The 26,670-nt window shown below is 58.3% G+C and carries 18 protein-coding genes; 8 read left to right on the forward strand and 10 right to left on the reverse strand.

Translation table 11 applies throughout. The features are described from left to right. Nucleotides 1-14: 14 nt before the first annotated feature. A complete protein-coding gene (locus NA78x_RS19375) occupies nucleotides 15-1,502 on the reverse strand; it encodes a sulfatase family protein (RefSeq protein WP_425614022.1) in 1,488 nt (495 codons plus the stop codon). Nucleotides 1,503-1,778: 276 nt separating this feature from the next. Here NA78x_RS19375 and NA78x_RS19380 point away from each other — a divergent pair, with 276 nt between their 5' ends. After that, nucleotides 1,779-4,907, forward strand: coding sequence for a PSD1 and planctomycete cytochrome C domain-containing protein (locus tag NA78x_RS19380; protein WP_425614023.1), 3,129 nt, complete (start codon nucleotides 1,779-1,781; stop codon nucleotides 4,905-4,907). Continuing rightward, nucleotides 4,897-6,342, forward strand: a complete 1,446-nt coding sequence (locus NA78x_RS19385; protein WP_425614024.1) for a DUF1501 domain-containing protein — start codon at nucleotides 4,897-4,899, stop codon at nucleotides 6,340-6,342. The genes NA78x_RS19380 and NA78x_RS19385 overlap by 11 nt, the downstream gene beginning before the upstream one ends. 1 nt (nucleotide 6,343) lies before the next feature. Here the strand turns inward: NA78x_RS19385 and uraH are convergent, their stop codons facing one another. Genes uraH through NA78x_RS19420 form a run of 7 tightly spaced genes read right to left on the reverse strand, consistent with a single transcriptional unit; the run spans nucleotide 6,344 to nucleotide 12,755 of the window. After that, on the reverse strand, nucleotides 6,344-6,691 hold the full coding sequence (gene uraH, locus NA78x_RS19390) for a hydroxyisourate hydrolase (RefSeq protein WP_425614025.1): 348 nt from the start codon (nucleotides 6,689-6,691) through the stop codon (nucleotides 6,344-6,346). A gap of 18 nt (nucleotides 6,692-6,709) precedes the next feature. After that, nucleotides 6,710-7,225 carry a 2-oxo-4-hydroxy-4-carboxy-5-ureidoimidazoline decarboxylase gene (gene uraD, locus NA78x_RS19395; RefSeq protein WP_425614026.1) on the reverse strand — a complete coding sequence of 172 codons (516 nt, stop codon included), beginning with the start codon at nucleotides 7,223-7,225 and terminating at the stop codon, nucleotides 6,710-6,712. Beyond that, complete coding sequence (gene allB, locus NA78x_RS19400; protein ID WP_425614027.1) at nucleotides 7,225-8,580, reverse strand: allantoinase AllB; 1,356 nt, start codon at nucleotides 8,578-8,580, stop codon at nucleotides 7,225-7,227. Before allB ends, uraD begins: the two co-directional genes overlap by 1 nt. Nucleotides 8,581-8,585: 5 nt before the next feature. Then, nucleotides 8,586-9,449: a factor-independent urate hydroxylase gene (gene pucL / locus NA78x_RS19405; RefSeq protein WP_425614028.1), complete on the reverse strand. Its 864-nt coding sequence runs from the start codon at nucleotides 9,447-9,449 to the stop codon at nucleotides 8,586-8,588. 7 nt (nucleotides 9,450-9,456) lie between these two features. After that, nucleotides 9,457-10,707 (reverse strand): M20 family metallo-hydrolase, encoded by a 1,251-nt coding sequence (locus tag NA78x_RS19410; RefSeq protein ID WP_425614029.1) that lies wholly within the window; start codon nucleotides 10,705-10,707, stop codon nucleotides 9,457-9,459. After that, entirely contained in the window at nucleotides 10,704-11,459 is a 756-nt protein-coding gene (allE, locus tag NA78x_RS19415) for a (S)-ureidoglycine aminohydrolase (protein WP_425614030.1), read from the reverse strand. The genes NA78x_RS19410 and allE overlap by 4 nt, the downstream gene beginning before the upstream one ends. Next, entirely contained in the window at nucleotides 11,460-12,755 is a 1,296-nt protein-coding gene (locus NA78x_RS19420) for an allantoate amidohydrolase (protein WP_425614031.1), read from the reverse strand. Nucleotides 12,756-12,916: 161 nt separating this feature from the next. On the opposite strand from NA78x_RS19420, the gene NA78x_RS19425 reads away from it, so the two are divergent. Continuing rightward, nucleotides 12,917-14,374, forward strand: a complete 1,458-nt coding sequence (locus NA78x_RS19425; RefSeq protein ID WP_425614032.1) for a xanthine dehydrogenase small subunit — start codon at nucleotides 12,917-12,919, stop codon at nucleotides 14,372-14,374. After that, the gene (xdhB, locus tag NA78x_RS19430) at nucleotides 14,371-16,764 is read left to right on the forward strand and encodes a xanthine dehydrogenase molybdopterin binding subunit (RefSeq protein WP_425614033.1); all 2,394 of its coding nucleotides are present in this window, start codon (nucleotides 14,371-14,373) and stop codon (nucleotides 16,762-16,764) included. The genes NA78x_RS19425 and xdhB overlap by 4 nt, the downstream gene beginning before the upstream one ends. Nucleotide 16,765: 1 nt before the next feature. Here the strand turns inward: xdhB and NA78x_RS19435 are convergent, their stop codons facing one another. Then, entirely contained in the window at nucleotides 16,766-17,368 is a 603-nt protein-coding gene (locus NA78x_RS19435; RefSeq protein WP_425614034.1) for a nucleoside deaminase, read from the reverse strand. Nucleotides 17,369-17,514: 146 nt separating this feature from the next. Between NA78x_RS19435 and ade the strand changes: the two genes are divergently transcribed. The 4 genes from ade to NA78x_RS19455 all read left to right on the forward strand — a co-directional run bounded on the left by ade (nucleotide 17,515) and on the right by NA78x_RS19455 (nucleotide 23,751). Beyond that, nucleotides 17,515-19,149: an adenine deaminase gene (gene ade, locus NA78x_RS19440; protein WP_425614035.1), complete on the forward strand. Its 1,635-nt coding sequence runs from the start codon at nucleotides 17,515-17,517 to the stop codon at nucleotides 19,147-19,149. Between the two features lie 198 nt (nucleotides 19,150-19,347). Continuing rightward, on the forward strand, nucleotides 19,348-19,659 hold the full coding sequence (locus NA78x_RS19445; protein WP_425619464.1) for an RNA polymerase sigma factor: 312 nt from the start codon (nucleotides 19,348-19,350) through the stop codon (nucleotides 19,657-19,659). After that, entirely contained in the window at nucleotides 19,649-22,537 is a 2,889-nt protein-coding gene (locus NA78x_RS19450; protein WP_425614036.1) for a protein kinase domain-containing protein, read from the forward strand. Before NA78x_RS19445 ends, NA78x_RS19450 begins: the two co-directional genes overlap by 11 nt. Nucleotides 22,538-22,572: 35 nt before the next feature. Then, nucleotides 22,573-23,751, forward strand: coding sequence for a hypothetical protein (locus NA78x_RS19455; RefSeq protein WP_425614037.1), 1,179 nt, complete (start codon nucleotides 22,573-22,575; stop codon nucleotides 23,749-23,751). A gap of 6 nt (nucleotides 23,752-23,757) precedes the next feature. Here NA78x_RS19455 and ppc read toward each other — a convergent pair whose 3' ends face one another. Continuing rightward, nucleotides 23,758-26,505, reverse strand: coding sequence for a phosphoenolpyruvate carboxylase (gene ppc, locus NA78x_RS19460; protein WP_425614038.1), 2,748 nt, complete (start codon nucleotides 26,503-26,505; stop codon nucleotides 23,758-23,760). Between the last annotated feature and the right edge of the window lie 165 nt (nucleotides 26,506-26,670).

A 26,670-nucleotide genomic window follows, 5' to 3' on the forward strand; every position in this document is an offset into this window, starting at 1 on the left:
AACTCCACCGACGTTCAACTTCCTTTTTTGTTGGCGCCTTTTCTTTTGGTTCCCTGCATCGGCCGACCGTCGCTGTCGAAGAGTGCGGGCAGGGGCAGATAGTCGAAGTCGAGAATCATTTTTTCAGCGAGGGCCTCGCGCAGTTCGCGTTCGACGGCAGCCACTTCGGGCTTGCCGCTCAGGTTGTTGAGTTCGGAGGGATCGCTTTGCAGGTCATACAATTCATAGACCGGTCGTGGCGAAGTGAAGTAGGCTGCCTTCAAGCCGGCTGAGAGCTTTCCCTCGGCATTCGCAGCCTGCATCTCCTTCCAGCCTGCCCCGCCTGCAGAATCGACCGGCGAATAGGGAATCCAGGGCGTGCAGTTGTAGATGAACTTATAGCGATCGCTGCGTACCGCTCGGCCCAGGTCATAACCCGAATTGCTCATGTTCACCGTGACTGGCGCCGAGCCGTGGGGCCCGCGTTCGACAAACACATGCTTGCGAGGCTGATAGGTTTCGCCTTTCAGCAGCGGCAGAAAACTCTGGCCACTCATTTTGGCAGGCGCTTCGACACCGGCGGCGGCCAGCAACGTAGGGGCGAGGTCCTCGCCACTAAGCAAAACGCGCGATTCGCCCTGGGGCTTCACCACACCCGGCCAGCGGACAAAAAAGGGCACGTTCGAACCGGGGTCGTAGAGCGAACCCTTGCCATGAGGAAGCGCTGCGCCGTTGTCGCCGCAAAACACAATGATGGTGCTCGACATCAAGTCGCGATCTTTGAGCGCTTTCAGGACTCCGGCAATCGTACGATCCAGCCGATTGATCTCGGCAAAGTAATCGGCCAGTTGTTCGCGCAAGCCCGGCAAATCGGGCCAGTGGGCAGGAAGGACCAGTGAAGCAGGATCCGGCCGAAACGCTGCGGGTGCATTCCAGACATGATGCGGATCGCTGAAATTGGCCCACAAGAAAAAGGGCTTGTCTTTGGGCTTCTGGTCGAGAAACTCCGAGACCTTGCCAGCGACTTCTGCATCGCTGCACGTATTGAGAAAATCAACGCGATCCTTGAAGGTCTTCAGATTGTTGTCTTCGAACACCTTGGCCACCGAGGCACCCGCGCGAGCAGCACCATCCAGGTGAAAGCTGCGCCCACACACGCCCGTGTAATAGCCGGCCTTGTCTCGCAACAGTTCCGGCAGGGTCACTTCGTCGCGCGGCAACGGCGACGAGAAACGCGTCATGCGGGCAGCGACTGGCGACCGGCCGGTCATGAGCGTGGCTCGCGAGGGAACGCATTGCGGCGCACCGGTGAAGAAGCGATGAAACTTCATCCCTTCCGCGGCCAGTTCGTCGAGCACCGGCGTTTTGACATTCGGGCTGCCATAGGTGCTGAGGTACGGATAGCTATGGTCGTCGCTAAGGAGAAACAAGATGTTGGGGCGTTTCGCATCGGCAGCGAGCATTTGCTGCCAGCTGCAGAGCGAAAGGAAGATTGCCAAGAGGATTCGAAATCGATTGTTCACGGTTTGCCTTCCTGCGGAGAGCGTGATCCAAATGCCCTGTTCCTTAGCGACTGTTTTACCCCGCGGCGCGGACTGTTGCACGAAACGATTGGCTCACTTTTGCCCAGCCGCCAACACTGAAGAGAGGTACTTCCCCTCAGGAGTAACTGTTCACCCCTCCATTCGGCGCATTGCTTCAGTTTCGCGATTGGGCTACAGTCGAAGGTGTTATCTCATGCAGACCCGCCTCTCTCCCACCTGGTGTCTGTTCCCATCAAAGCCCCGCGCGGATTTGCGATGCGATTAACCCTTCCTTTGCTATTGGGTGGAGTGCTGTTTCTCCACGCTGCCGCGACCTCGCTGCGGGCAGAAGAGAAACTCACCTTCGAGCAGCACATACGCCCCATCTTGCGAGTCTATTGCCTCGATTGTCACGGCGCCGAAGACAAGCTGGAAGGAAACCTGGATCTCCGGTTGGTTCGCTTTGCCGCCAAAGGTGGCGATAGTGGCCCGGCCATCACTGCTGGCATGGCCGCCAAGAGCACGCTCCTCGAACGCATGAAAAGCGGCGAAATGCCTCCCGCAGGTAAGAAGGTGCCGGCCGACCAAATTGCCCTGATCGAACGCTGGATCAATGAAGGTGCCATCGCAGGCCGCGTTGAGCCCGAAAATCTACCACCTGGAATCGATATCACTCCCGAGGAACGAGCCTTCTGGTCGTTCCAGCCCATTCAACGACCGGCACCGCCACAACTCGATTCAAGCGTGGGTCCGATTCTGACTCCGCTCGACAACTTCATTTTGGCCAAGCTGAAGGAAAAGGGGCTGACGTATTCGCCCGCAGCCGACAAGCTCACTCTCATTCGACGCGTAGCGCTCGATTTGACGGGCTTGCCGCCGAGCGAAGCTGAAATTGCCGAGTTCGCGGCCGATAGTTCGGACCTGGCCTACGAACGAATGGTCGACCGCTATCTCGCTTCGCCCCATTATGGCGAACGCTGGGCTCGGCATTGGTTGGATGTGGCAGGTTACGCCGACAGCGAAGGAAACGGCAGTGACGATACGCAGCGGCCTCATGCCTGGCGCTATCGCGACTACGTGATTCGCGCACTCAATCGCGATAAGCCGCTCAACGAATTCATCATCGAGCAGTTGGCTGGCGATGAACTTGTTCCTCAGCCTTGGAACAACCTCACCCCCGAACAAATCGACACGCTCGCGGCGACGGGATTCTTGCGCACGGCAGCAGACCCGGTAGCAACCGGCGGTGATGTTCCGCTCGGTGCCAACCAGGTGGTTGCCGATACGCTCAAGATTGTCAGCTCATCGCTATTGGGTCTGACGGTCGGTTGTGCTCAATGCCACGACCACAAATACGATCCGATTCCACAGGCCGATTATTTTCGCCTGCGCGCTGTCTTTGAGCCGGCGCTCAATCCGGCTCAATGGCGTAGGCCCGCACAGCGCCTCGTCTCGCTCTACAAAGATGCCGATCGCACTCTGGCAGCAGCCGTCGATGCTGAAGTGCAAAAGATGCAAACGGAATACAACGAGAAGCAAGCCCGGTTCGTGACGGCGACCTTCGAGAAGGAACTGCTGAAGTTTCCTGAAGATCAACGGCCGAAGCTCAAAGAGGCGTACACCACACCGGGTGACAAGCGAACCGAAGAACAAAAGCAACTGCTGGCCGCCAATCCAAAACTCAACGTCAATCCGGGTGTTCTCTACCAGTACGACGAGGCCGCTGCCAACGAACTCAAGGCTGACAAGGCCAAGATGGATGCCAAGCGCAAGGAGAAGCCCGTCGAAGAGTTTGTGAGCGTGCTGAACGAAGTGCCCGGACAATTGCCAGAAACCAAGCTCTTTCATCGCGGCGACTATCGTGATCCGCGTGCCGCCGTGAAGGCGGGCGATCTCACGATTCTGGCTGCCGATGGAAAGCGTCTGGAAATTGCCGACAAAGACCCTGCAGTTCCCACGAGCGGCAGGCGGTTGGCATTTGCGAAGCACATCACCAGTGGCGAGCATCCACTTTTTGGTCGCGTGCTGGCGAATCGCATTTGGTTGCATCATTTCGGCCGCGGTCTAGTAGATTCGCCCGGCGACTTCGGCATTCTGGGCTTGCGACCCACGCATCCGGAACTGCTCGATTACCTAGCGAGCGAACTGCCCCGCAATGGCTGGAGCTTGAAGCGAATGCACAAGCTGATTCTGCTCTCGGGCGTCTATCGGCAAGCTTCGCCACGCAACGTGAACGCGCAGGGTGATACCGAAAACAGTCTCTATAGCCGCTTTCCGATTCGCCGCCTGGATGCGGAAGTGCTGCGCGACAAGATTCTCGTCGCCAGCGGACAACTCAATCGCACTTTGTTTGGCCCTTCGGTCGCCGTCGAAGAAGATTTTGTGGGTCAGGTGATCGTCAAGGACGAGCAACCTCGCCGCAGCGTTTATTTGCAGTCGTTGCGGACCAAGGCCGTCTCGTTTCTGACGACGTTCGATGCACCGGTAATGACCGTCAATTGCGAACGTCGCAGTTCCAGCACGGGTGCTCAGCAATCGCTGATGCTGATGAATAGCGACTTCATCCTGAAGCAAGCGTCACTGTTCGCGCAGCGTATTCGCAAAGAAACGCCGACCGACTTTGCCGGGGACCTTGTTAAGGCACTGAAGACCCAGCATATGAATCAGGCAGATGCCTGGCAGTTTGGTTATGGTTCGTTCGATGAGGCAACCAAGCAGGTGGCTTCGTACACGCCCTTGCCGCATTTCACGGGTAGCAGTTGGCAAGGTGGCGCAGCGCTCCCCGATGCCACGGTCGGTTGGTCCCTACTGACTGCTGCTGGCGGTCATCCGGGCAACGATGCCGCGCACGCGGTGATTCGTCGCTGGAGCCCGCCGCACGCCGGCTTGCTCTCGGTCACCGGCAAGCTGAAGCATCCGTCGCCCAACGGCGATGGTGTACGCGGGCGGATCGTCTCGAGCCGGCTTGGCCTGCTGGGCGAATGGTCAGCCAAGACCAGCGAAAGTGCAAGTGAAATCGCCAGCATCGAAATCCAACCTGGCGACATCATCGACTTGGTGGTCGATTGTCGCGGCGACGTGAATTCGGACTCGTTCGAATGGCCCGTCGAACTCAAGCTGTCTCCAGCGGTTGCTGAGTCGGACAAGCAGCCTCTCACTTGGAACAGTGCCACCGACTTTCACGGTCCCCAAAGCACTTCGTTGCCCCAGCAATTGGCCTATGCGTGGCAGGTTGCCTATCAACGACCGGCGACGACGGAAGAGCTTGAAATGGGCCTGCGGTTTGTGAACGCCCAACGGGCTCAGCTCCGCCAGCAAGGCGAAAAGGGCGATCTGGATCTGATCGCCTTCACGAACCTCTGCCAACAACTTCTTAGCAGCAATGAGTTTTTATATGCCGACTAATCAGCCCCAAAATCGCCGCGAGTTTCTGGCCACGAATGCCTTCGGCATCGGCGCGTTTGCGCTCGCTCATTTGCTCAAAGGGGACAAGCTGCGGGCCGAAACACCTAGCAAGCCCGGCGAGAACTTGCCACTCTCGCTGCGGGCCCGTGCGCCTCACTTGGCTCCCCGCGCCAATGCGATGATCTCGCTGTTCATGCATGGCGGCCCCAGCCATGTCGACTTGCTCGATCCGAAGCCGGAACTGACCGCGAAGAGCGGCACCGAGTACGGCGGCGATGTGCACTTCAGCTTTGTGAATCGTGCGAACAAGAAGCTGTTTGGCACTCCGTGGAAATTCAGCAAGCACGGGCAATGCGGCACCGATGTTTCCGAATTGCTGCCGCACACGGCGGGCATTGTCGACGATCTGTGTGTCGTCCGCTCGATGCACACCGGCCACAACGGGCACGAGGTGTCGATTCGCTATTTCCATGGCGGTATTGCCGGCATCACCGGCCGGCCAACGATGGGCAGCTGGATCGTCTATGGTCTTGGCAGTGAGTCGCAGAGCCTGCCGGCCTACATGGTCCTTTCCGATCCCGGTGGTCATCCCGTCGATGGCACGCACAATTGGTCGAGCGGCTTCATGCCTCCTCTGTATCAAGGAACCGTGCTGCGTGCGAAGGAGCCACGGATTCTGAATCTCGATGCGCCGCCGCAAATCCGCGGCAAGCTGCAGGAGCAAAATCTGTCCTTTCTGAACGACCTCAACAAGCGACATGCCAATCAGCATCCGGGCGAAGCCGAACTCGAATCACGCATCGCCAGTTATGAACTGGCCGCTCGCATGCAAGTCGAAGCCAAGGACGCGCTCGATGTTTCACAAGAGCCCGCTTACATCCACAAGTTGTATGGCCTCGATCAAGATGCGACTCGCGAGTACGGCACGCGTTGCCTCATCGCTCGCCGGCTCGTGGAACGGGGCGTGCGATTTGTGCAACTGTTTCTCGGTGGCCAACCGTGGGATACGCACAACACCATCAAGAAGGGTTTGCCAGATATCTGCAAGCGAACCGATCAGCCTGCAGCGGCGCTCGTGACCGACCTGAAGCAGCGCGGCCTACTCGATACGACCATTGTGCATTGGGGCGGCGAAATCGGCCGTCTGCCTGTTTGCGAAGGCGAGCTGAACGATAACGTCGGCCGCGACCACAATGGCCAGGGCTTTTCGATCTGGATGGCTGGCGGCGGCTTTAAGGGTGGCATGACCTACGGCGAAACGGACGAAGTTGGCCATCGCGCGGCGGTGAACGTCGTCACGCCGAACGACTATCAGGCCACGATTTTCCACCTGCTCGGCCTCGACCCTGCCAAACTCACCTATCACAGTAGCGGCCTGGCGCAAAAGCTGATCGATAATCGCCCGGCGCGTATCGTCACCGATATTCTGGCCTGATTCAGCTGCCGCGGTAGGTCGAATATCCAAACGGACTGAGCAGCAACGGCACGTGATAGTGCTGCGATACATCGGTCACGATGAACTCGATAACGACTTGGGGATAGAACGTGACCGTGCCCAGTTGCTGATAGTACTCGCCAGTGGCAAACGTCAATCGATAGCTGCCGCTCGTGAATGCCGAAGGCAACAACAGGTCGACAACGCGGCCGTCGCTGTTGGTCTGACTCGCCCCACAAGGTTGCCATTCACCGTCGACGAGCTTTTCTAGCTGGACATGCACACCCGCTGCTGGGCAGCCGCGAGAAGCATCCAGGATGTGTGTCGTGATGGGGCTGTTGTCGGGCATCGAATCTGATTTCCAAATTTAGGTTGCCGCAGCCGCCATTTTTTGCAGACGCAGCAGGGTAATCTTCAATTGTTCAGCGGCTGCGATCGAAATCTCATAATCCGGTTCGTTGGGAAGGCGCGATTTCAGCAGCGCCAACATTTCGTCCGCGCTCTTGCCGGTGGCACACACAATGAAGATGTAGCCGAACCGCAGTTCGTACTCGCGATTGTAGTCCGCCAGTTCCTGCAGTGTTTGCTGAGTCGCCTGCGATACGATTGCTTGTTCGCCCGCAGCCAAGTTCGCGGTGCTGCAATACTTTTTCTGCAAACTGTCGATATCGCCGATCTTGGGATGAGCGGCAAACGCGGCCTGCCATTGCTCGCGCGGCAACTGCCACCAGATTGTTGCGGCCATCGCAAACAACTCTGCGTCATTGGCAAACGGTCGCTGAGCGACCATCTGCGTTACCCAACCTGGCGCGGCGCAGCAGTTTTCCAGGACCTGTCGAGCAGCTTGCTCAGGCAGCGAATTGATCGTTGTTGCTGCAGACATCAGCGAACCTTCCCCTGCTTGCGATCAATCAGCTCGCCGACCGGATGTTCCAGATGAACGCCATCGGCAAATACCAGGTTGCCGCGCACATACGTTCGCGCGACCTTCCCCCGCACCGTGCAGCCATCGTAGGGAGTCAACTTGTGGCGGTGGAACAATTGCCGGCCATCAACGGTCCAAGTCGCATCCGGATCCCACACCACGAGGTCGGCATCGAACCCCGCTGCAATGCGTCCCTTGTGATCGGCAAGGCCCACGAGCCGTGCTGGTGCAGCAGACAGCCATTGCGACAATTGTGAAAGATCGCTGTTACCTTGCCGTTGAAGATACGACCAGACGGTGGAGAGCGTTAACTGCAGCGAAGCAATTCCGCCCCAGGAGTTCGAAAAGTCGCCCACATCGGCTCGCTTCATCTCCGGCGGGCAAGGCGAATGATCCGAGCCAATGGTGTCGATCGTACCGTCCAACAACCCTTGGTACAGCGCAGCCGCTTCACCTTCGCGAATCGGCGGCGCGCACTTAAAGCGAGTGTCGCCATCGGCGATGGGCTGCTTGTCGAAGAACAGATAATGCGGACAAGTTTCGACGGTCAGCGGCAATCCTTCGCGCTTCGCTGCAACCAGCATGGGCAAGGCCTGGCTGGTTGCCAGATGAACGATGTGCACCTGGCAGCGAAATTCGCGGCAGAGCCGAATCATCAGCTCAATCGCATCTAGTTCCCATTGCACGGGGCGCGAGGAAACGAACTGTGCGAAGGATCGAACGTCGGTTACCTTCGAAGCAGGTGCCGTTAGCAGTTCCGCATGTACCAATAGTGGCAGTCCCAGCTTCGCCAGCTGGGGCATCGCAGCGCGCAGATCCTCTTCGGTGGCGTTCGGAAATTCGTCGAGGCCGGAATGACACAGGAAGGCCTTCACTCCCAGCACTCCACCCTCTGCCAGCGATTGCATTTCGCCTGAGTTGCCCGGGACAAGTCCGCCGTAGAAACCAACGTCGACCCAGCACTTGCCCGCAGCCGCGGACCGTTTCTCTGCAAGAGCAGCGAGCGTTGTCGCTACGGGCAAGCTATTGAGCGGCATATCGACAATCGTTGTCACCCCACCGGCCGCCGCGGCGCGAGTTGCCGTTTCAAACCCTTCCCAGTCGGTGTGCCCCGGTTCATTGACATGCACGTGGGCATCGACAAGGCCGGGCGAGACAACGAGATCGCCCAAGTCACTGAGCGGAATGCCCGCGACCGAATCACTAACAGCTTGCACGCGTGATATTTTTCCGGACTCGACAATCACCACAGCCTCGCGCACACCCTGCGGTGTCACGACTCGAGTACTGCGCAGCGCGAAGATGGTTGGCATAAGGCTCACGGCGATCCGCCTTTTTCACCACGTCTAACCACGGCACTGATCAATCCATGGGGTTCATCTGTGGGAATGAACGTCTCGTTTGCGTTCTTCAACCCGAGGGGAGCCAGATTGGCAGGCAGATGATGTTGATTCGGCATCGTGATTGAAATCTCAACAATTTCGGCGGTGCGAGCGAAAACAGCTTCTGCCATTTGAAACAGAGTCGCTTGCACCGAAGGGCTGAACTCGCGGGCGAACACTCGCAGCATCTCTTCACGAATCGCTTGGCGAATTGCAAACCAATCGGCTTGCAAATGAGTGCAGGGCCAGCTGGCTTCGATGGTCGTGGCAAAAATCCGATCGTTGGTCTCCGGCAACGTCGTGTATTGATCGCGCAGAAAGTCAGCGAATCCCGAAGCGGTTGTCTTTAGCACCCGCAGGCCGTTCAAGCCGGATCGCATGCTCGTACAACCGCGAGTTGCGGTGATCTCGCAGCAATACTCTTCACCGCCAGAGGCCACAAAGCTGTGCGCGTGCTCTTCGCCATCGAGGGTGATTCGCGTCCACGGACGTTCGACGAGCTTAATACTGGCTTGGCTAACGTGCGCGTAGGTATCGAGAAAGTGACTTGCCAGCCTCTGACCAAAGGCCTCAATGCTGGGCACGCCGTGCTCGTTCGCGAGCGCATACACGGTGTTCTTCATCGTGTCGGTAGCGATGATCGCGCGGTTTTCGGCGGCGGTGAAGGCGGCGTCGAAATCCCCCTGCAGCGAGATCGCCACGGTTAACTCGATGAATTCATGCCGCGGGCCAGTGCGCGTGATTCGCGAGAGGCGGACGCGCGACTTGCCGTAACTTTGACTGTACAGGTGGGCGGTCATCGTAGGTTCAATCTTGAGACAACTGTGCAAGGGTGCGGGCGAGGACTTCGACACCATCCCGAATGGCAGCAGGAGACGCGTACTCGTCGGGGCGATGACTAACGCCGCCGCGACAAGGGATGAAGATCATCGACGTTGGAGCAATCAGGGCCATGAACAATGAATCGTGATAAGCCCGGCTGATCATTTTCAATGCGGGAAGTTGAGCATCGGCGGCGGCCGCTTCAATGGCAGCAATCACCGAGGCATCGCAACGGGCGGGAGGGTCGGCATTGATGCGAGTGACCGTGGTGGCAATATTCCGCTGCTGGCCGGACGTTTCGGCCTGCTGCTCAATGGCGAACAGCACATGGTCTCGCCGGGCCAGATCGATATCCCGAACGTCAACCGTCATTTCACAGCGGCTCGGTACGCTGTTGATAGCTCCCGGGTGAACCTCCAAAATCCCTACCGTCGCCACCGTATCTGCCCCGCCGAGATCGCGCGCCGCGCGATCGACAGCCAGGGCAAGCTCTGCCGCCGGCAACAGGGCATCCTTGCGCTGAGGCATTAATACCGCGCCGGCATGGCCACCTTCGCCGACATACGTCACGCGCAGCGCTGCGGGGGCCGCGATGGCGGTGACAGTCCCAATGGGAAGATTCTGCGCTTCGAGCAGCGGACCTTGTTCGATATGCAGTTCGACAAATGCGCGATAACAACCGACCGGCAAGCGAACTGCGTCCAGCGAGCCAGTGCAACCGGCAGCGGTCCGAGTCGTTTCAAAGGATTCGCCGTGTTCGTCGCGCAAATCGGCCGCTGCCTGCGGCGATAGTCGTCCGCTCATCAAGCGGCTACCAAGACAGCCGATCCCATAACGCGTCGGTTCTTCGGCATTGAACATGATCACTTCGAGAGCACGGCGCGGCTGGAATCCGCTGCTACGTAGTGCGTTAATCGCTTCAATGGCCCCCAGCACACCGACGGTTCCGTCATAACGGCCGGAATGCGGAATAGCATCGCAGTGGGAACCTGTGGCCACCGGTGGCAGTTCAGGATCGCTTCCCGCCCAACGGCCAAAAATATTGCCAGCCGGATCGATGCGAACTTTCAGGCCGGCCTCTTCCATCAGGTCGCGAACGAGTTGCCGACCGCGCATGTCGGTGGGAGTGAACAGAACCCGCGTGACCGCGGGAAACGGCGAGTCAGAAAACTCGGCCAGTCGATCGAGATTGCGACCGAGTTGTTCGCCGTTGATCGACAACCGAAGCGTCGTCATCCCTTCTCCTCAAGACCGTCGCGGTGAATGTCTTTGTAGTAAATGTAACGTGCAGGTTGCTTGCCCATCGCCACAAACCACTGCGGGCAGTGCGAGGCCATCCAGATGATGTCTCCGGCAGCCACGGGATAGTAGTCTTCGCCCAGTCGATAGACGCCCGCACCGGCAAGCATCTGCAGGCCATGTTCCATCACGTGAATCTCGACGCACGGCAATGTCGCGCCGGGCTGATACGTGAAGATGTTCACGGCCAAGTCGAAGGCGGGTTCGATTGGCAGCAGCGTTTTGAGCCGAGCACCGTCATCGCCGAGAAACGCCTTCGCTTCCACATCGGCTTCGTTGCCCATGATCACGCGCGGCGCGGCGCTGTCTTTCAGCGGTCGATAGACCTTCTCAAACACAATCAATCTGCTGGCAGCCGTAGCTGTAAGCAGATGCTTTGTCCCCGCTGGGAAAAAGGCATATCCGCCAGTCGTCAGAGAAGTCCCTTTGCCCTCGCTAGGACAATCGACGGAAACGCCTCCTTCCAACACATAGATCAGCCGCTCGACCGACTCATGCGGCTGACCACTCTTCGAGCCGGCCGCAAGTACTGCCGTGTACTGCGTGAATCGTGCGCCCATTTCGGGAGTGATGTGAAAGTAGGCGGTCGCATTCTCCCAGCCGAGTAGCGGTGAATGGACGTAGGTGTCCGGCGTGATTAAGGCATAGTTCGACCTGACGCGCGAGCGCGTGGCACCGAAAACATCCATCTAGGTTTCCTTGTTGTTTCGCATGGTTGCCAATGGCTGCAGTGCCAGATGTTGCGTGAAGGACCACAGTACCGTTAGCGCGGCGGTAATGTCTTCGACCGTCACCGATTCGTCTGGATGATGGCTGATGCCGTCTCGGCAGCGTACGAATAGCATTCCGGTTGAAAAGCGACGAGCCATCACCGCCGCATCGTGCCCCGCGCCACTCACCAGCCGCCGTGGTGCGATTCCCACTTCCGACAGGCTCTGCTCCAGGGCGGCAACAATGGGTGCACTCATCGCTGCCGCATCGTGCTGGTGGACAATCGATAGTTGAAAGCCAACACCACGACGAATCGCAATTGCGTTGCCAGCATCGACTATTGCTGCCACTGCAGCGCCGCGAATCACATCGTCCGCGTGGCGAACATCAAGTTTGGCTCGTGCTTCGCCCGGAATGACGTTACCCGCCCCGGGAAGGACCTCGATGAATCCCACCGTTGCTACCAGACCCGGCGTGCGCCGCGCAAGATCCTCGACCGCTAATATCCATTCGGCCGCCGCGGTGAGCGCATCGCGCCGCAGGTTCATCGGCACCGTTCCCGCGTGGCCAGCTTCGCCGCGAAAGTGAGCGACCGCGCGTGTTTGCCCGGCAATCGCCGTGACGATTCCCAGGGGCAAGCCTTCGCTTTGCAAAACGGGGCCTTGTTCGATATGCGGTTCGATAAATGCGAGCACATGGGCCGGCGAGATTGCCGCCGATTGGATCGCGGTCGGAACACAGCCAAACAACTGTAATGCAGAGCCAACGGAAATAGCCTGGCGATCCGTTCGTGATAGCAGTTCGTCGTCACACTCACCAATCACCGCTAGCGACCCGATGAACGGCACACTGAAGCGAACGCCTTCTTCTTCGCTGAACCCCACGATTTCTAACGAGAAAGGGAGCATTGTGCCGCTACGAACAGATGCTTCCGCTAGCGCGAGGCCCAGCATCACGCCGAGCAAGCCGTCGTAGCGACCGCCATTGGGAACCGTATCGAGATGCGAGCCAACGATGAGAGAGGGAGCGTCGGTGGCGAATGAATGAAGTTTGCCCCATAGATTTCCCGCAGCATCGACGCGGCAAGTGATTCCGAGAGCTTCCATCCACTCCACGAATTGCCGATGAAGCTGAGCAATCGCCGTGGAACAGAAGGTGCGCGTGATCTGGCCGGGCGATTCCGTCAGAGCCACGGCAAGTTCGCAGCGAGCGAATACCTGGCGGGACAATTCGGCCAGCAATAAGTGGTCGCATCCGTGAGGAAAGCGTTCCATGGGCAAATCAACACGCCTCGCTGCAAGTCAAGCATGCGCGGAAAACCTGTCACCTTGCCGCCGTAGGTGATTATGCACGGCTGGAGTATAGTGAAGGGACTATTGAATGTCCATGAAACCATTCGGTTGCTCTGTGACGGCGGGCCACCGTGAGGCACGCCATGCGTCAGCACCTGGTGCTCTATGTCAACGGCCGCCGACTTGAAGTCGCGGGAGCCGACGCGTTTTCTACGCTGGCCGACTATGTTCGCACCAGTCTCCGTTTGACGGGAACCAAAGTAGTTTGCGCCGAAGGGGACTGCGGCTCGTGCAGCGTGCTGGTTGGTCGAATGGAGAACGGCAAGTTGGTCTATCGCGCCGTCGATTCGTGTATCCAACTTTTGTTTCAATTGGACGGCACGCACGTCATCAGCGTCGAAGGGCTGAGTCGTGAGGGTAAGCTCTCACCCGTGCAGCAAGCGATGGTGACGCGTCACGGCTCGCAGTGCGGCTATTGCACACCAGGCTTCGTCGTGGCCATGACGGGCCTATTGGAAAGTCAGCCTGAACTCGACTCAGAAGGGTGGCGATGTGGATTGGCTGGCAACTTGTGCCGCTGCACTGGATATGCCTCGATTCTTGAAGCCGGCCAGCAAGCGGTCGTGCAGGCACATCAGCCATTGGCCGAGCAGTATCCTCACGACAACATTGCCGCTGAATTCCATCAGTTGCAACTGGAAGCATTTGAAATTCAGGCCGCCGCTCGCCGAGTATTCAGCCCAGTCACCACGCAGGAGGCCGTCGAGTTTCTCACCGCGAACCCCTCTGCCAAGATTGTTGCTGGCGCGACCGATGTCGGCGTGCAGATGAATAAGCGCGTCATTTCACCAACCATTTTTCTCGACTTGAACCGCATCGATACTCTCCGAGAAGTAAGGTTTGAAGGTCCAGATACGGATGGTTCGACAAACAAAGTGCTCTGCTGCGGTGCTGGGGCCCGCTGGGTCGATTTGGAACCGATTTGTCGTGAGCACTCTCCCGAGTTTGCGGAAATTGTCTCCGTTTTCGGTTCACCTCAAATTCGCCATGTGGGAACCATTGGCGGAAACATCGTCAACGCCTCTCCCATCGCCGACTCGTTGCCGTTTCTGTTTGTGACCGAAGCTCAGTTAGAGATCACGGGGCCGCAGCAGACCCGAACCGTCAATATCAACGAGTTCTATCACGGCTATCGCCAGACCGATCTGAAACCGGGCGAGTTGCTGACGGGAGTGCGAATTCCGCTGCCAGGGCCGAATCAATCGCTATCGCTGTACAAGGTTTCGCGCCGTCGCGATCTCGATATCGCTTCATTCACCGCGGCCATCTTGCTGGAAGTGGTGAATGGAGAAATTGCCGACGCGCGGATTGCTCTCGGCGCCGTGGGCCCCACGGTGATTCGAGCACGGAAGACGGAAGCCTATTTGCGCGGCAAACCTTTCAGCGAAGCGGTGATGCAGGGAGCAGGGGAATTGGCAGTGAACGAGATTTCGCCCATCAGCGATGTGCGCGGCACTGCCGACTTTCGCTGGCAACTCACGCGCAATGTCTTTTTGAAGTACTACCTCGAACGAATGCGCTCGGCGCAGAAGTCAGCATGAAGAACGTCGGCCAATCGATCGAGCACGAATCAGCCCGGGGGCATGTGACGGGCAGCGCTCCGTTTCTCGAAGACCTACCCCTGCCGAGCGACGCGCTAACCCTGGGCGTCGTGTTTAGTCCCGTCGCTTGCGGCATCATCACGCACCTCGACGTTTCCGCTGCCAGGCAAGTTCCCGGCGTGGTCGCCGTATATACCGCCGCGGATATTCCTGGGCAGAACTACTTTGGCCCGCATTTTCGCGATGAACCGGTGCTGGCCGACAAGCAGGTGCTGTACGTTGGCCAGCCTGTGGCGGTGATCGCTGCGGAAACGCAGCAGGCGATTTCAGTAGCCCGGCAGAAGATCCTTCTGAAGATCGAGCGGAAAGAGCCAATCCTGAGTATCGAGCGGTCAATCGAAGCAGGTCGGTTCATCGGCCCTGGACGAAAGATCACTCGCGGCGAAGCGGCGGCAGCCATTGCCAAGTCACCGCGCAAGTTAGCAGGCACGTTTCACTGCGGCGGCCAAGAGCAGTTCTATCTCGAGTCGCAAGCGTGCATCGCGTATCCCGGCGAACAAGGGCAAGTCGTCGTTCATTCGTCAACTCAGAATCCGACCGAGATCCAGCATGTCGTCGCCGACGCTTTGGGCCTGACGCAGCACCAGGTGGTCTGCGTATGCAAGCGAATGGGTGGCGGCTTTGGCGGCAAAGAAACGCAAGCGGTAATTCCTGCGGTTCTCGCGGCGCTGGTGACGCAGAAGACCGGACGAACCGCACGAATCGTCTACACCAAAGACGAAGACATGTGCTCCACCGGCAAGCGGCACGAATACCGAGTCGACTGGGAAGTTGGCTTTGACCTGCAAGGTGTCATCGCGGGCGTGCGGGCTAACTTTTATTCCAACGGGGGCGCTTCGGCAGATCTTTCGCTGGCCGTGCTCGAACGGTCATTGCTCCACTTTGACAACTCGTACTATCTGCCAAATGTGGAGATGGCCGGAAAGGTCTGCTTCACGAATCTCCCTTCGAATACCGCCTTTCGCGGCTTCGGTGGCCCTCAAGGGATGATCGCCATCGAAAACATCATGCACGAGATCGCCGGAGAGCTTGGCTTAGACCCGTATCAAGTTCAGATGAAGAACTTGTATGGCATCGATGAACGAAATGTCACTCCCTACGGTCAGTTGGTGCGGAAGAATCATTTGCCGGAGCTCATGCAGCAACTGGCAACGACCTCGCAGTATCACGAGCGTCGTCAGGCGATTGCGGCCGCAAACACGCACGATCGACTGTTGCTGCGCGGCATTGCCATGATGCCGATGAAGTTTGGAATTTCGTTCACCACCAAATTTCTCAACCAGGGAAACGCCCTGGTGAACATCTACACCGATGGCACCATTCAAGTTTCCACCGGCGCCACCGAAATGGGACAAGGGGTAAATACGAAGATTCGCCAGCTTGTCGCCGACGAGTTTGCGATTGGCTATGACCGCGTCTTGCTGATGCCAACTTCGACGGAGAAGAATCCCAATACTTCGCCGACGGCAGCGTCGGCCTCCACCGACTTGAACGGCACGGCAGCGGTGCGGGCATGTCAGATTCTGCGAGAACGCCTTGCGATCCTCGCCGCGAAGAAACTGGCCTCGGTGGAGGTGGGGCTTGTCGAAGCACCGGAGTGCATCGTTTTCGACGATGGTTTTGTATTCGATCGACGCAATCCCGCAACCAAGATTCCCTTTGGGCAACTCTGCCTCCAAGCCAGGCTCGAACGTGTCGATTTAGGAGCTCGAGGCTTTTATGCAACTCCTGGGGTCGACTACAACCGGGAAACAGGGCGCGGCAATCCGTTTCTGTACTACACCCAAGGAGCAGCCGTTGCTGAGGTTGAAATCGATCGCTTCACCGGCAACGTACGTGTGCCCCGCGTCGATTTGCTGATGGATATTGGCGAGTCCATTAACCCAGCCGTCGATCGCGGACAAATCATCGGCGGCTTCATTCAAGGCCTGGGCTGGGCCACGGCAGAGTGCCTGGTCTACAACGAGCGTGGCGAACTTCTCTCGCATTCACCAACGACCTACAAAATTCCAGCGATCACCGATTTGCCGCCGGTGTTCAACTGTGATTTGTTCGAGAATCACGACAACGAAGAGAACGTCGCGCGCAGCAAGGCTGTCGGCGAGCCGCCACTGATGCTCGCCATTTCGGTTTGGACGGCTGTGAAGCAGGCGATCTCGCAAGCCGTTCCCCAGGAAGATTTGCGGCTACCGGCTACGGGAGAGGAAATCTTGCGACAGCTGTATCGACCTGCCGGGTCCTCGCAAATGCTCTCTACAACCCAGGCGGATGCGCCGACAACTTCGCTCATTCCCGCCAGCATGCTTAGCTCGCACGACGGCAATGAGTAAGTCAGTCGACCGTCGAACCAGGGTTGTAGACCAAGTGCCCCGCAGCGACGTACGCTCGCAACACCTCACAAGCCGCTTCGCGATGAATGTCGTGAACCACTTGGATGGGCACATCTTTTCGTTCAGCTAGCAACTTTGGCCAGCTTTCCGGCAACGGGCCTTCGCGAAAGCCAGTGATTCGCTCCACATCTTCGCCGCGCGCCGCACAGACGAGCTTGGTGATGCCACTCCACCACAAAATGCCGAAGCACATGATGCAAGGTTGACCTGTCGCATACAGCGTGTAACGACACGTGGGATCACCGGCCAGGTCGAAACTTCCAGCGCGATGTTGGGCCAACATGATAGCGACGGCTTCCGCGTGGGCAATCGACAGTCCCGACGATACAACCAGGTTCACCCCGGCTGCTACGCACTTCCCTGTTGACTCATTCACCACGATCGCCGCAAAGGGTCCGCCGGTCCCTTCGCTCACGTTTCTCTGAGCCAGTTCAATGGCCCACTGCATTCGCCCCTCATCGGTTCTTCCAGGCAGGTCGATGGGGCCCGAGGTGATTGTTGCTAACCACGCGGGAAGTTCGATGCTGGCGCGAATGGGAGCCATAATCATTGACTGTTGGCGATGAGAACGGTGCAGCGAAGAAAACGTGCGGGGGTTTGGCAGGGAGAGCTACGACTCCTATTATTACCTTCACTTCGCACGATAACCAACGCCAATCGCGACCGCTCCACCCGCGTCGCGGTCCTATTATGACCAATCACTCCTTTCGCCTCGTCGCCAATGTCGTGGATGTAGTTCAGCGGCAGGTTTCACCTGCGGAAGTAACGGTGGAGAACGGACGCATCACCGCGATTCGGCCGACCAGCGAAACACCGACGACCTATTTGACTCCAGGCTTTGTCGATGCCCATGTCCATGTCGAGAGTTCGCTGCTGGTTCCTGCCGAGTTTGCAAGAGCTGCTGTCGTCCACGGCACCGTGGCGACCGTTTCCGATCCGCACGAGATTGCCAACGTCCTCGGCATTGATGGTATTCGTTACATGCTGGCCAGCGCTGCCCAAACGCCGCTCAAAATCCATTTTGGAGCTTCGTCATGCGTACCCGCGACCCCCTTTGAGACAGCTGGAGCGAAGTTGGGCCCCGCTGAAGTTGCCGCGCTGCTAGCCGAGGAGCAAATCGGCTACTTGGCTGAAATGATGAACTACCCCGGCGTGATTCGTGGCGATGCCGAGGTGCTCAGCAAGATTGCGACTGCGATCAAAGTCGGCAAACCGGTGGACGGCCACGCGCCGCAGGTTCGCGGTGCCGATGCCCAGGCCTATTTCGCCGCAGGTATCTCGACCGATCATGAGTGCGTGACGCTGGACGAAGCGCGCGAGAAGCTTTCACTGGGCGTGAAGATTCTCATTCGCGAAGGCTCGGCCGCACGCAATTTCGATGCGTTGTGCGATCTGCTGCGGGAGCATAGTGACCGCTGCATGTTTTGCTCGGATGACTTGCACCCCGATTCGCTCGTCGCTGGGCATATCGACCGCCTGCTGCGCCGCGCGGTCAGTGCCGGCATAGATCCGCTCAATGCCTTGCGCTGCGCCTCTTTGAATCCCATCGAGCACTATCAGTTGCCCGTGGGACTGTTACGCGTCGGTGACACCGCGGACTTCGTCGAGATCGATAATCTCGTGAACTTCCGCGTGCTGCGAACATTTATCGATGGTCAGTTGGTGGCCGAATCTGGGAGGCCACATCTGCCCAGCTTGCCTTGCACCGTGGTGAATCGGTTTGCGAAAACCATTCGGCAGGCGAATGCCTATCGTGTGCCGGCAACGTCGAAGCGGATGCGTGTGATTGAAGCGTTCGATGGCGAGCTCATCACGCACAGTTTGATCGAACCGCCGCTGATCGAGAAAGGTTGTGCGATTCCTGATCGAACCCGTGACCTGTTAAAACTGGTCGTCGTCAACCGCTACCAAGCTGCACCACCGGCAATTGCCTTTATCCGCGGCTTTGGTTTGCAGCGCGGCGCAATTGCCTCCTCGGTCGCCCACGATTCGCACAATATCGTCGCCGTGGGCGTGGATGACGAATCGCTGGCCGCCGCAATCAACTCCATCATGGAGGCGGGTGGCGGACTCGCCGTGATCGATGGCAGCGATCACGACCTGCTTCCTCTGCCCGTTGGCGGCCTGATGTCGAACAAACCATACGAAATGGTTGCCGACGACTATTCGCGTCTGGATCGCAAAGCCAAGCAACTTGGTTCGCTGCTACGAGCGCCGTTCATGACGCTCTCGTTTATGGCACTGCTGGTCATTCCCCAGTTGAAATTGAGCGACCTGGGTCTATTCGATTGCCAGCGAGGAGAGCTTACGCCGCTCTTTCTTTGAATCAATGCATTTCGTTGCGTTGGAGTGAGTGCAACTACTAAGTGACGCGCGACCGCTGATGTCAATCAAATGGTGCGGTCGCCAGGGAAAATTGCGGTCGCCCTAGCAGACATTGCTTGACCGGCTGGCTACAATCGCAATCACAGCGGCCAGCTAAAGGATTGTTTGTTGATGTCGCCTTCTACGCTAGCGGTTCCGATGGCTCGGGACTGCGAAACCCAAACGCATATCTCATTGCCGAGGCAGGATGCCAGCGGACTTCGTTCCTGCGCGCACCACGAGGCTGCTAGTGTCTCTTTTGCTCGGCCCTCGAGCGTGCTCGCCGAACTTTTGAGCCGGTTACCCGAACATGATCGCGAGGTACTTGTCCTCCGAAATATTCAGGGGCACACCTTCGAACAAATAGCTGCACAGCTGAGTCGTTCCCCCAGCGCCACACGCTTGCTGTGGCTCGGGGCTATCGATCGACTACGTGCGATTCAGCGGAAAGAGGAGCAAGATGGTTCCTAAAGTCATCACGACGCAAAGCATGGCCAACGGCCCCGAATCTGATCGTGAGCGGGATCGCCTCGCACAGATTCTTGATGAATATCTCTCAGGTCTGGAGCGGGGCGAGGCAATCAAACCCGAGGATCTGCTGGCGCGGCATTCCGATGTGGCCGAACGATTGCGAGGATACCTGAGCGGATTGGCGCTGTTTCATAAGGCAGTGGCAATTCCACCTATGCCCGGCGAGACAACGGTGAGCGCACAAGACTCTGGCACGGTGCTGGGCGACTTTCGTCTTGTCCGCGAAGTTGGCCGCGGCGGCATGGGAGTGGTCTACGAGGCGGTGCAGCTGTCGCTGGAGCGGCGCGTTGCAGTCAAGCTGCTCCCGTTCACCGGCCCCATCAATGAGAAGCAAATCGCTCGCTTCAAGCACGAAGCTCAGGCAGCTGCCCAGATTGATCATCCGAACATCGTCCCGGTGTTTGCCATCGGGCAAGAGCGTGGCATTCACTATTTCGCCATGCAACTGATTGGTGGCCAATCGCTGGCCGACTTGATTGCTGAGATGCGCGGTGAGATCTCGGCAGGGGCTTCGCTGAAGACGAAAGGCCCGACCGTGGAAGCTTCGCAAACTCGCGATCATGTGCTGGCGGTCGCGCGACTGGGGGTGCAGGCTGCCGAAGCGCTTGATGCCGCGCACGAGATTGGGGTCGTCCATCGCGATGTGAAACCTTCAAACCTGCTGCTCGATGAAAAAGGGAAGGTTTGGATTACCGACTTTGGCGTCGCGCGTTGCAAGGCAGACAGTTGCTTAACGGAAACGGGCTACGTAGTGGGCAGTTTGCCCTACATGAGTCCCGAGCAAGCGCTGGGACAGCCAGCACTGGTCGATCATCGTACTGATGTGTACTCGCTAGGGATCACACTCTACGAATTGGCCACGCTGCGTCATCCCTGCGAAGGATCCGCGCATGCCGAGACTGCCATCGAACACAACCGATCGCAATGGCAACGGCCCCGCTGTTGGAATGGCTCGATTCCTGTCGATTTCGAAAACATCGTCCTTAAATCTATCGCGGAGGATCGTGACGATCGCTACGCGACTGCTGGAGATTTGGCTGCTGATCTGCAGCGATTTCTGGAGGGCAAGCCCATTCATGCGAGGCAACCATCGCTTGGTTCGCGGCTGGAGAAGTGGGCTCGCCGTCACCAGCGAACGGTCTGCGCTAGCGCCGCGGCGCTGGCACTCGGCATGATTGGAGTCGTTGTCAGCTTGGTGATGATCGCGACCGAACGTGCCGAAAAGGATGTCGCGTTCAAGGTGGCCAGTGAGAACAGAATCCGCGCGGAACAGAACTACCAACGTGCGGAAACGCAATTTCGTCGGGCTCGTAAAGTGCTCGATCAATTCGGCTCGCAAGTAGATCAAATGCTGGCCAACGATCTGCCGGGGTCCGAAAGTATTCGGCGAAACTTGCTCGCTCAAATGTTGCCCTATTATCGCGAATTCGCTCTGGAAGCAGCGAAGGATCCTACGCTTCAATCCGACCTCGCGCTGACGTATAGCAAGATCGGCTTCCTGTGCGAGCAGACGGGCTCCCAGCAAGAAGCCGAGCAGGCCTATCTGGCTGCGAAGCAAATTCTTGAGCAACTTGCATTGTCGCATCCCGACGTGGACGATCACCGTCGTAGCTTGGCATTGTGCGGCAACAACCTCGGGCAGGTGCTGCAAAAACGCGGTGCGATGAAGGCCGCCCAGAATGAACTTGAACAAGCGCGGGCCATTCAGCAACAGTTGGTGGCGAGTCTTAATGTGACCTCTCAAGTACGAGCCGAGTTGGCGACCACTACGAGCAATCTCGGTTTGCTATGCAGTCAGCAGGGGAACAAACAAGAGGCGGCGAAGCATTTTCAGGCCGCAATCGAGATCCAAGAGTCCATTCGCAGTGAGATGCCCGATGATGCCTCCACGCTGAGCAATCTGGCCGCCAGCTACAACAACCTGAGCGCACTCTACCTCCCTGCCGAACCGGCCCAGGCGCGCCGCTGGGTCGAACGGGCGTTGGTAATGCAGCTGGCATTGGTGCGCAAGGTTCCTACTCGCCGCGACTATCAAAGTGACTTGGCGCTGAGCTACAACAATCTCGGCACCATCCACTCGCGGTTGTCGCACTGGCGCGATGCTGAACTGTGCCTACGTGATGCGATCACGATTCAGGAACGTCTCGTGACGGTCTCTCCGTTGGTGACATCGTACCGACGCGAGTTGGCCGTCTCGTTCAACAACTTGGGCATGACGCAGTCTCGCGCAAAGGCACTCGTGAGTGCCGAGGCTTCCTTTGCCAAAGCGCTGGCAATTCAAAAAGACCTTGTCGAAGAGCATCCGGACGATTTGAACTTGCTCAGCAGTCTCGGTGGAATTTACAACAACCTCGGCATGGTGCGGCAGCAGAACAAGCAATGGGAACATGCGAGCGCGGCATTTGGGCAAGCCATTGCCGTTCAGCAGCAGGCTCACACGCAAGCGCCGACCGTCGCTCGCTTTCGAGAGTCGCTCAGCAAGCACTACTACAACCAGGCCGTGGCGCTGCGAGCTTTGAATCGCCCCACCGAAGCTGCGGCGGCAACTTTGGCGCGCCGCGACTTGTGGCCGAGTGACGGCAAACGGCTGTCATGCATTGCCGATGAATTGGCCGCCGTTAACAGAGAGATTCCTGACGAGAAACTGCGCCAGCGATATCGCGACGAAGAAAGGTCGACACGGAACCTCGCTTCGAAGGCCGGTCATTCAAAGCCGTCGCTGCGATCTGGTCCCGTCGAAGTGTTGTATCAAGATGCCGAAGCGATTGAGCTGACGCCGCCCAAGCCGCCTGCCACCGCGGCCGCTGGCAACCAGTAGCGTTCTCTTCTGCAATAGAGTTCAGGAATCGGAATATGTTCAAGTACCTACGACAAAGGCTGGGAAAATCAGCCAAGCGAAGCGGTGGCATGGCGGCACAACGAACGCGGTACATCGGCACTCGGTTGGAACAACTCGAATCGCGCAGCATGCTCTCGCTCGCGCCAATCACGGGCGATTTCTTGGTACTGGAACAGGAACCTAAGTTCACCGACTCGATCGTCGTCAACCGAGAACTGAATTCCAAACTGCAACCGCCGGAAGTCGACTTACCGCCGTTCATCTCGCCACCTGCCGGCGATAGCGCGACCATGCCATTCCCCGACATACTTCCCGAGATACCACCCACGGAGATACCCGGCGAAAAGCAGGAGTACATTCCAGAGTCACCCTTGCCGGAAGACAGATCACAAGACGATTCCGAACCGGGGGGTCTGGTCGATCTGGAAAATACCTTTGAAGGTTCCGGCGATTCCAGCCCCGCCGATGTAACCACCGATCGTGAGACGCGAGCCGTGTTGGAGATGCTCTCGGCGCTCAAGTATCCACTCACAGGCTTGGATCGCGCGGGTACGCCGCTACTCGACAACCTAACGTCCGACGCCCAAACCGAGAAGCAATCCTCCGAGAATGCCGATCTGAAGTTTCACGAAGCCAATTCCGAAGGTGGCGCGGTTGCTATTGCCGTACGCGAGGTTGTGGCCGAAATGGAAGCCGCCAAACGCACCGTACTCTCGTCTGCCGAATCGCTGCTGGAAGTGCCTGTGCAGATGGACAACTCATCCGGTCGCTTTCAGGCCTTCGAGGTGATGACCGCTGAGGATACCACCAGCACTGCGACATCGTCCGAGGTAAACCAAGATGACGCTGATTCGTCGCTGCAGCCTTTCAGCGACGACTTTGGTTTTTTCGATGAAGATGGCGGTGACGCGGCAATGCAAGGAGAAGGCGACGAGTCGGTTGCAGGTCTCCCCGTGTCAGCTGAGCAGTTGACTTCGTTGGAAGGTTCCTTCCCGTTGTCTGCGTGGATAGCCGGGCGCGATTACACGAACACTGCCTGGTCGGTAGCCATCGCCCTGGCTGCACTGGGGCTTACTCACCAGATGCTCCGCCAACGGAACATCGAGCGTGCTCGCTTGCAGGCCCTGCGTGTATGGCAGCAAGTCGTGAAGGTGTACCTGGCTCGAGGAATACACCGCAGCACGCTTGGTTAATCCTCGTTAGCCTGTCGTACGCATACCGGCGGCGATGCCCTGCACCGTGAGCCGCAACATATCGCGCAACTGCTCTCGTTCCGATTCGGTCGCTTCCGCCGGCAACGTGCGGCGACGACGCAGCAAATCTACCTGAATCAAATTGAGCGGGTCGATGTACGGGTTGCGAGCATCGATCGAACTGTAGAACCAGGGATTCGTCGCCAGCAACTCGTTGCCACCAACCATGTCGAGCAACGCTTGTCGGGTGCGATCTCGCTCGGCAGCGATCAAGCTCCAGCAACGCTGGCGAATGTCGGTTTCCTCTTCCAGATCGGCGTAGTGATGCGCGATGTACATGTCGGCTTTGGCTAGTGCCAGAACCGCATTGTCGATCGTCGCCTGCATGAAGGGCCAGGCGCGATACATTTCGCAGATCGTGTTCCAACTGGTCCGATCGCGATACTTCACTTCCGCCAGAGCAGTCCCCAGGCCATACCAGGCGGGAATCATGCAGCGATTTTGTGTCCACGAAAAGACCCAAGGAATGGCTCGCAAGTCGCCCAGCGATCGCTCACCACGTCGCCGCGCGGGACGTGAACCGATGGGCAAGTTTTCAATCTCATCGATAGGCGTGGCCGACGCAAAGAACTGAATGAAGCCAGGCTGATCGACCAGTTCTCGATAGGCCGAGTACGACCGCTTCGAGAGCTCATCGATCATTTCTCGCCAGGCCGGTTTGACTTCTACTCCTGGCAATGCAGAGGCAGTCAACGTCGCCCAAGCCACTTGTTCCAGATGTCGAAACGCGACTTGGGTGTCATCATAACGCTCGGCCAGCACTTCACCCTGTTCGGTGAGGCGCAAGGTTCCGTCGAGTGCTTCCGGTGGCAGCGAAAGAATGCCCCGTGCTGCCGGACCACCTCCGCGACCGAGTGAGCCGCCGCGTCCGTGAAAGAATGTCAGGTCGACATGGTGTTTTTCGGCGACTGCCTGCAATTGACTCTGCGCTTGATACAGCCCCCAACAGGCAGCCAGGTAGCCGCCGTCCTTGGTGCTGTCCGAGTAACCGACCATGATCACCTGGCGGTTGCCCAGTCGTGAAACGTGATCGCGATACAGCGGATGACTCAGGATGGCATCGAGCGTTTGCGACGCATTCTTCAGGTCTTCAATTTTTTCGAACAGCGGAATGATGCGCAGTTCGTCATCTATCTGCTGCGTGGCGGTAGATTGTGCCCAGCGCCACAACCACAATACGTTCAACACATCACTGGGGCATTGCGTCAAGCTTATAACATGTCCGCCAAGGCAAGCTGGGCCGAACGAACGAGTTGCCTCGTGCAGCAGGCGAAACAACTCCAGCGTATCGACGGTCAGCGGAGCTAACGTGTCGGTGGCTATCGGCTTGGTCCAGGGCAAACTCTGCGAGAGGACTTCGCAGCGTTTCTCTTCTGGCAGATCACCGTAACCTTCAACAACGCCCAGCTTTGACAAAATGTCCGTCATGATCTCGCGATAACGCCGGGCATCTTGCCGCACATCGAGTCGGGTCAAATGCAGGCCGAACACGCGAGCCAGATCGAGCCAGCGTTGCACCTCGGTCTCGGCCAGCAACTGACTATGGTGCGCGGTCAGACTGTCTTGAATCACCTGCAGGTCGGCCAGCAGGTCGGCACCATCGCGATAGCCCCCCGCGGGAATGCGCGCGCCGGCATCGTCGGGCATCGACTTGGCCAGGCGCCATTGAATCATGCTGACCCACCGGCGATACACCTCCAACGGAGTGACCGGCTCGAGTGATTGCGCCAAGTCCGACCACATTTCCGCTCGCTCGGCTAGCCGTTGGACGATTTCTGATTCGGCCGGAATCTCGTGTGTCGACAGGCTGAGGAAGTCGTACATCTTCTTGCACATGGCCTGATGCTGCCCGATGGCAGACTCACGCAGCCAAAGCAGGGTCTGCCGAGAGACCGCTGCTGTAACGTGCGGATTGCCATCACGGTCCCCGCCCATCCACGAACCGAACTGTAGGAAGAGCGGAATCTGAAACTTCTCTCCCGGGTAATACATTTCCAGAGCACGGCGCAGCGAGTCGTACACCTGGGGCACGACTTCGACCAGGCGCGGCGTAATCGAGAGGCCACGTTCTACTTCTTCCAGCACCGTGGGCTTTGCCGGACGGAGAAAGTCGGTTTGCCACAGCACGGTCAAGTCGGCACGAATCTGGGTATCGAGCCGTTCTCGTTCGCGCGGCAACAGGTCGGGGCGATCTCGCTCTTGCAAGGCTCGTCGCATGCGTCGCAACTTAGCGCGAATCGAGCGGCGCTTGGCTTCGCTGGGGTGAGCGGTAAAGACGAGTTCGATGCGGACGGCATCGATGGCCGTCTGCACTTGCGCAGCAGTGAAACCCTCGTCGCGCAGCTTGGCGATGCCGGCCGCGATCGTTTCGCTGATGGGATTAGGATCGGCTTCGAGCACGCGTGCCCGGAGCACCCGAATGCGGTGACGATCCTCGGCCAGATTCGCCAGATCGAAGAACACACTAAACGCTCGGGCCACCACGCGCGCTTCGGCCAACGACAGCTGGGGAATTCGCTCGGCCAATTCGGCTTCGGCCACATGATCGCCGCTACGCCGCCTGCGTGAAAGTTGCCGGATCGTCTCGATCAGCGCCAGGGCCTCACTGCCGGCCGACTCGGTAATGACCTCGCCGAGCATGTCGCCCAATGCCCGCACGTCCCGCCGCAACAGATCGCTACTGATTTGTGCCATCGCCATTCGCCTGGTGTCCAATAGTGAAGGCCGCGCTTGACGGCAAAAGTCATTCCGTTAATTCGAACCCCAAAAACCGCGTTCTAACCACTGAGAGAGCTTGGCTTTGCGCTGCGAGAACCAGCATAATCCAATTCCCACGTGGCCTCTAGGTTGCCCATTAAA

The sequence above is a fragment of the Anatilimnocola aquadivae genome (assembly GCF_049819085.1).
GTDB lineage: Bacteria > Planctomycetota > Planctomycetia > Pirellulales > Pirellulaceae > Anatilimnocola.

What these genes read in the sequence shown, in the direction of transcription:
- NA78x_RS19380 (WP_425614023.1), top strand. Translation starts at nt 1,779, where the DNA reads ATGCGATTAACCCTTCCTTTGCTATTGGGTGGAGTGCTGTTTCTCCAC.
- NA78x_RS19385 (WP_425614024.1), top strand. Translation starts at nt 4,897, where the DNA reads ATGCCGACTAATCAGCCCCAAAATCGCCGCGAGTTTCTGGCCACGAAT.
- uraH (WP_425614025.1), bottom strand. Translation starts at nt 6,691, where the DNA reads ATGCCCGACAACAGCCCCATCACGACACACATCCTGGATGCTTCTCGC.
- uraD (WP_425614026.1), bottom strand. Translation starts at nt 7,225, where the DNA reads ATGTCTGCAGCAACAACGATCAATTCGCTGCCTGAGCAAGCTGCTCGA.
- allB (WP_425614027.1), bottom strand. Translation starts at nt 8,580, where the DNA reads ATGCCAACCATCTTCGCGCTGCGCAGTACTCGAGTCGTGACACCGCAG.
- pucL (WP_425614028.1), bottom strand. Translation starts at nt 9,449, where the DNA reads ATGACCGCCCACCTGTACAGTCAAAGTTACGGCAAGTCGCGCGTCCGC.
- NA78x_RS19410 (WP_425614029.1), bottom strand. Translation starts at nt 10,707, where the DNA reads ATGACGACGCTTCGGTTGTCGATCAACGGCGAACAACTCGGTCGCAAT.
- allE (WP_425614030.1), bottom strand. Translation starts at nt 11,459, where the DNA reads ATGGATGTTTTCGGTGCCACGCGCTCGCGCGTCAGGTCGAACTATGCC.
- NA78x_RS19420 (WP_425614031.1), bottom strand. Translation starts at nt 12,755, where the DNA reads ATGGAACGCTTTCCTCACGGATGCGACCACTTATTGCTGGCCGAATTG.
- NA78x_RS19425 (WP_425614032.1), top strand. Translation starts at nt 12,917, where the DNA reads ATGCGTCAGCACCTGGTGCTCTATGTCAACGGCCGCCGACTTGAAGTC.
- xdhB (WP_425614033.1), top strand. Translation starts at nt 14,371, where the DNA reads ATGAAGAACGTCGGCCAATCGATCGAGCACGAATCAGCCCGGGGGCAT.
- NA78x_RS19435 (WP_425614034.1), bottom strand. Translation starts at nt 17,368, where the DNA reads ATGGCTCCCATTCGCGCCAGCATCGAACTTCCCGCGTGGTTAGCAACA.
- ade (WP_425614035.1), top strand. Translation starts at nt 17,515, where the DNA reads ATGACCAATCACTCCTTTCGCCTCGTCGCCAATGTCGTGGATGTAGTT.
- NA78x_RS19445 (WP_425619464.1), top strand. Translation starts at nt 19,348, where the DNA reads ATGGCTCGGGACTGCGAAACCCAAACGCATATCTCATTGCCGAGGCAG.
- NA78x_RS19450 (WP_425614036.1), top strand. Translation starts at nt 19,649, where the DNA reads ATGGTTCCTAAAGTCATCACGACGCAAAGCATGGCCAACGGCCCCGAA.
- NA78x_RS19455 (WP_425614037.1), top strand. Translation starts at nt 22,573, where the DNA reads ATGTTCAAGTACCTACGACAAAGGCTGGGAAAATCAGCCAAGCGAAGC.
- ppc (WP_425614038.1), bottom strand. Translation starts at nt 26,505, where the DNA reads ATGGCACAAATCAGTAGCGATCTGTTGCGGCGGGACGTGCGGGCATTG.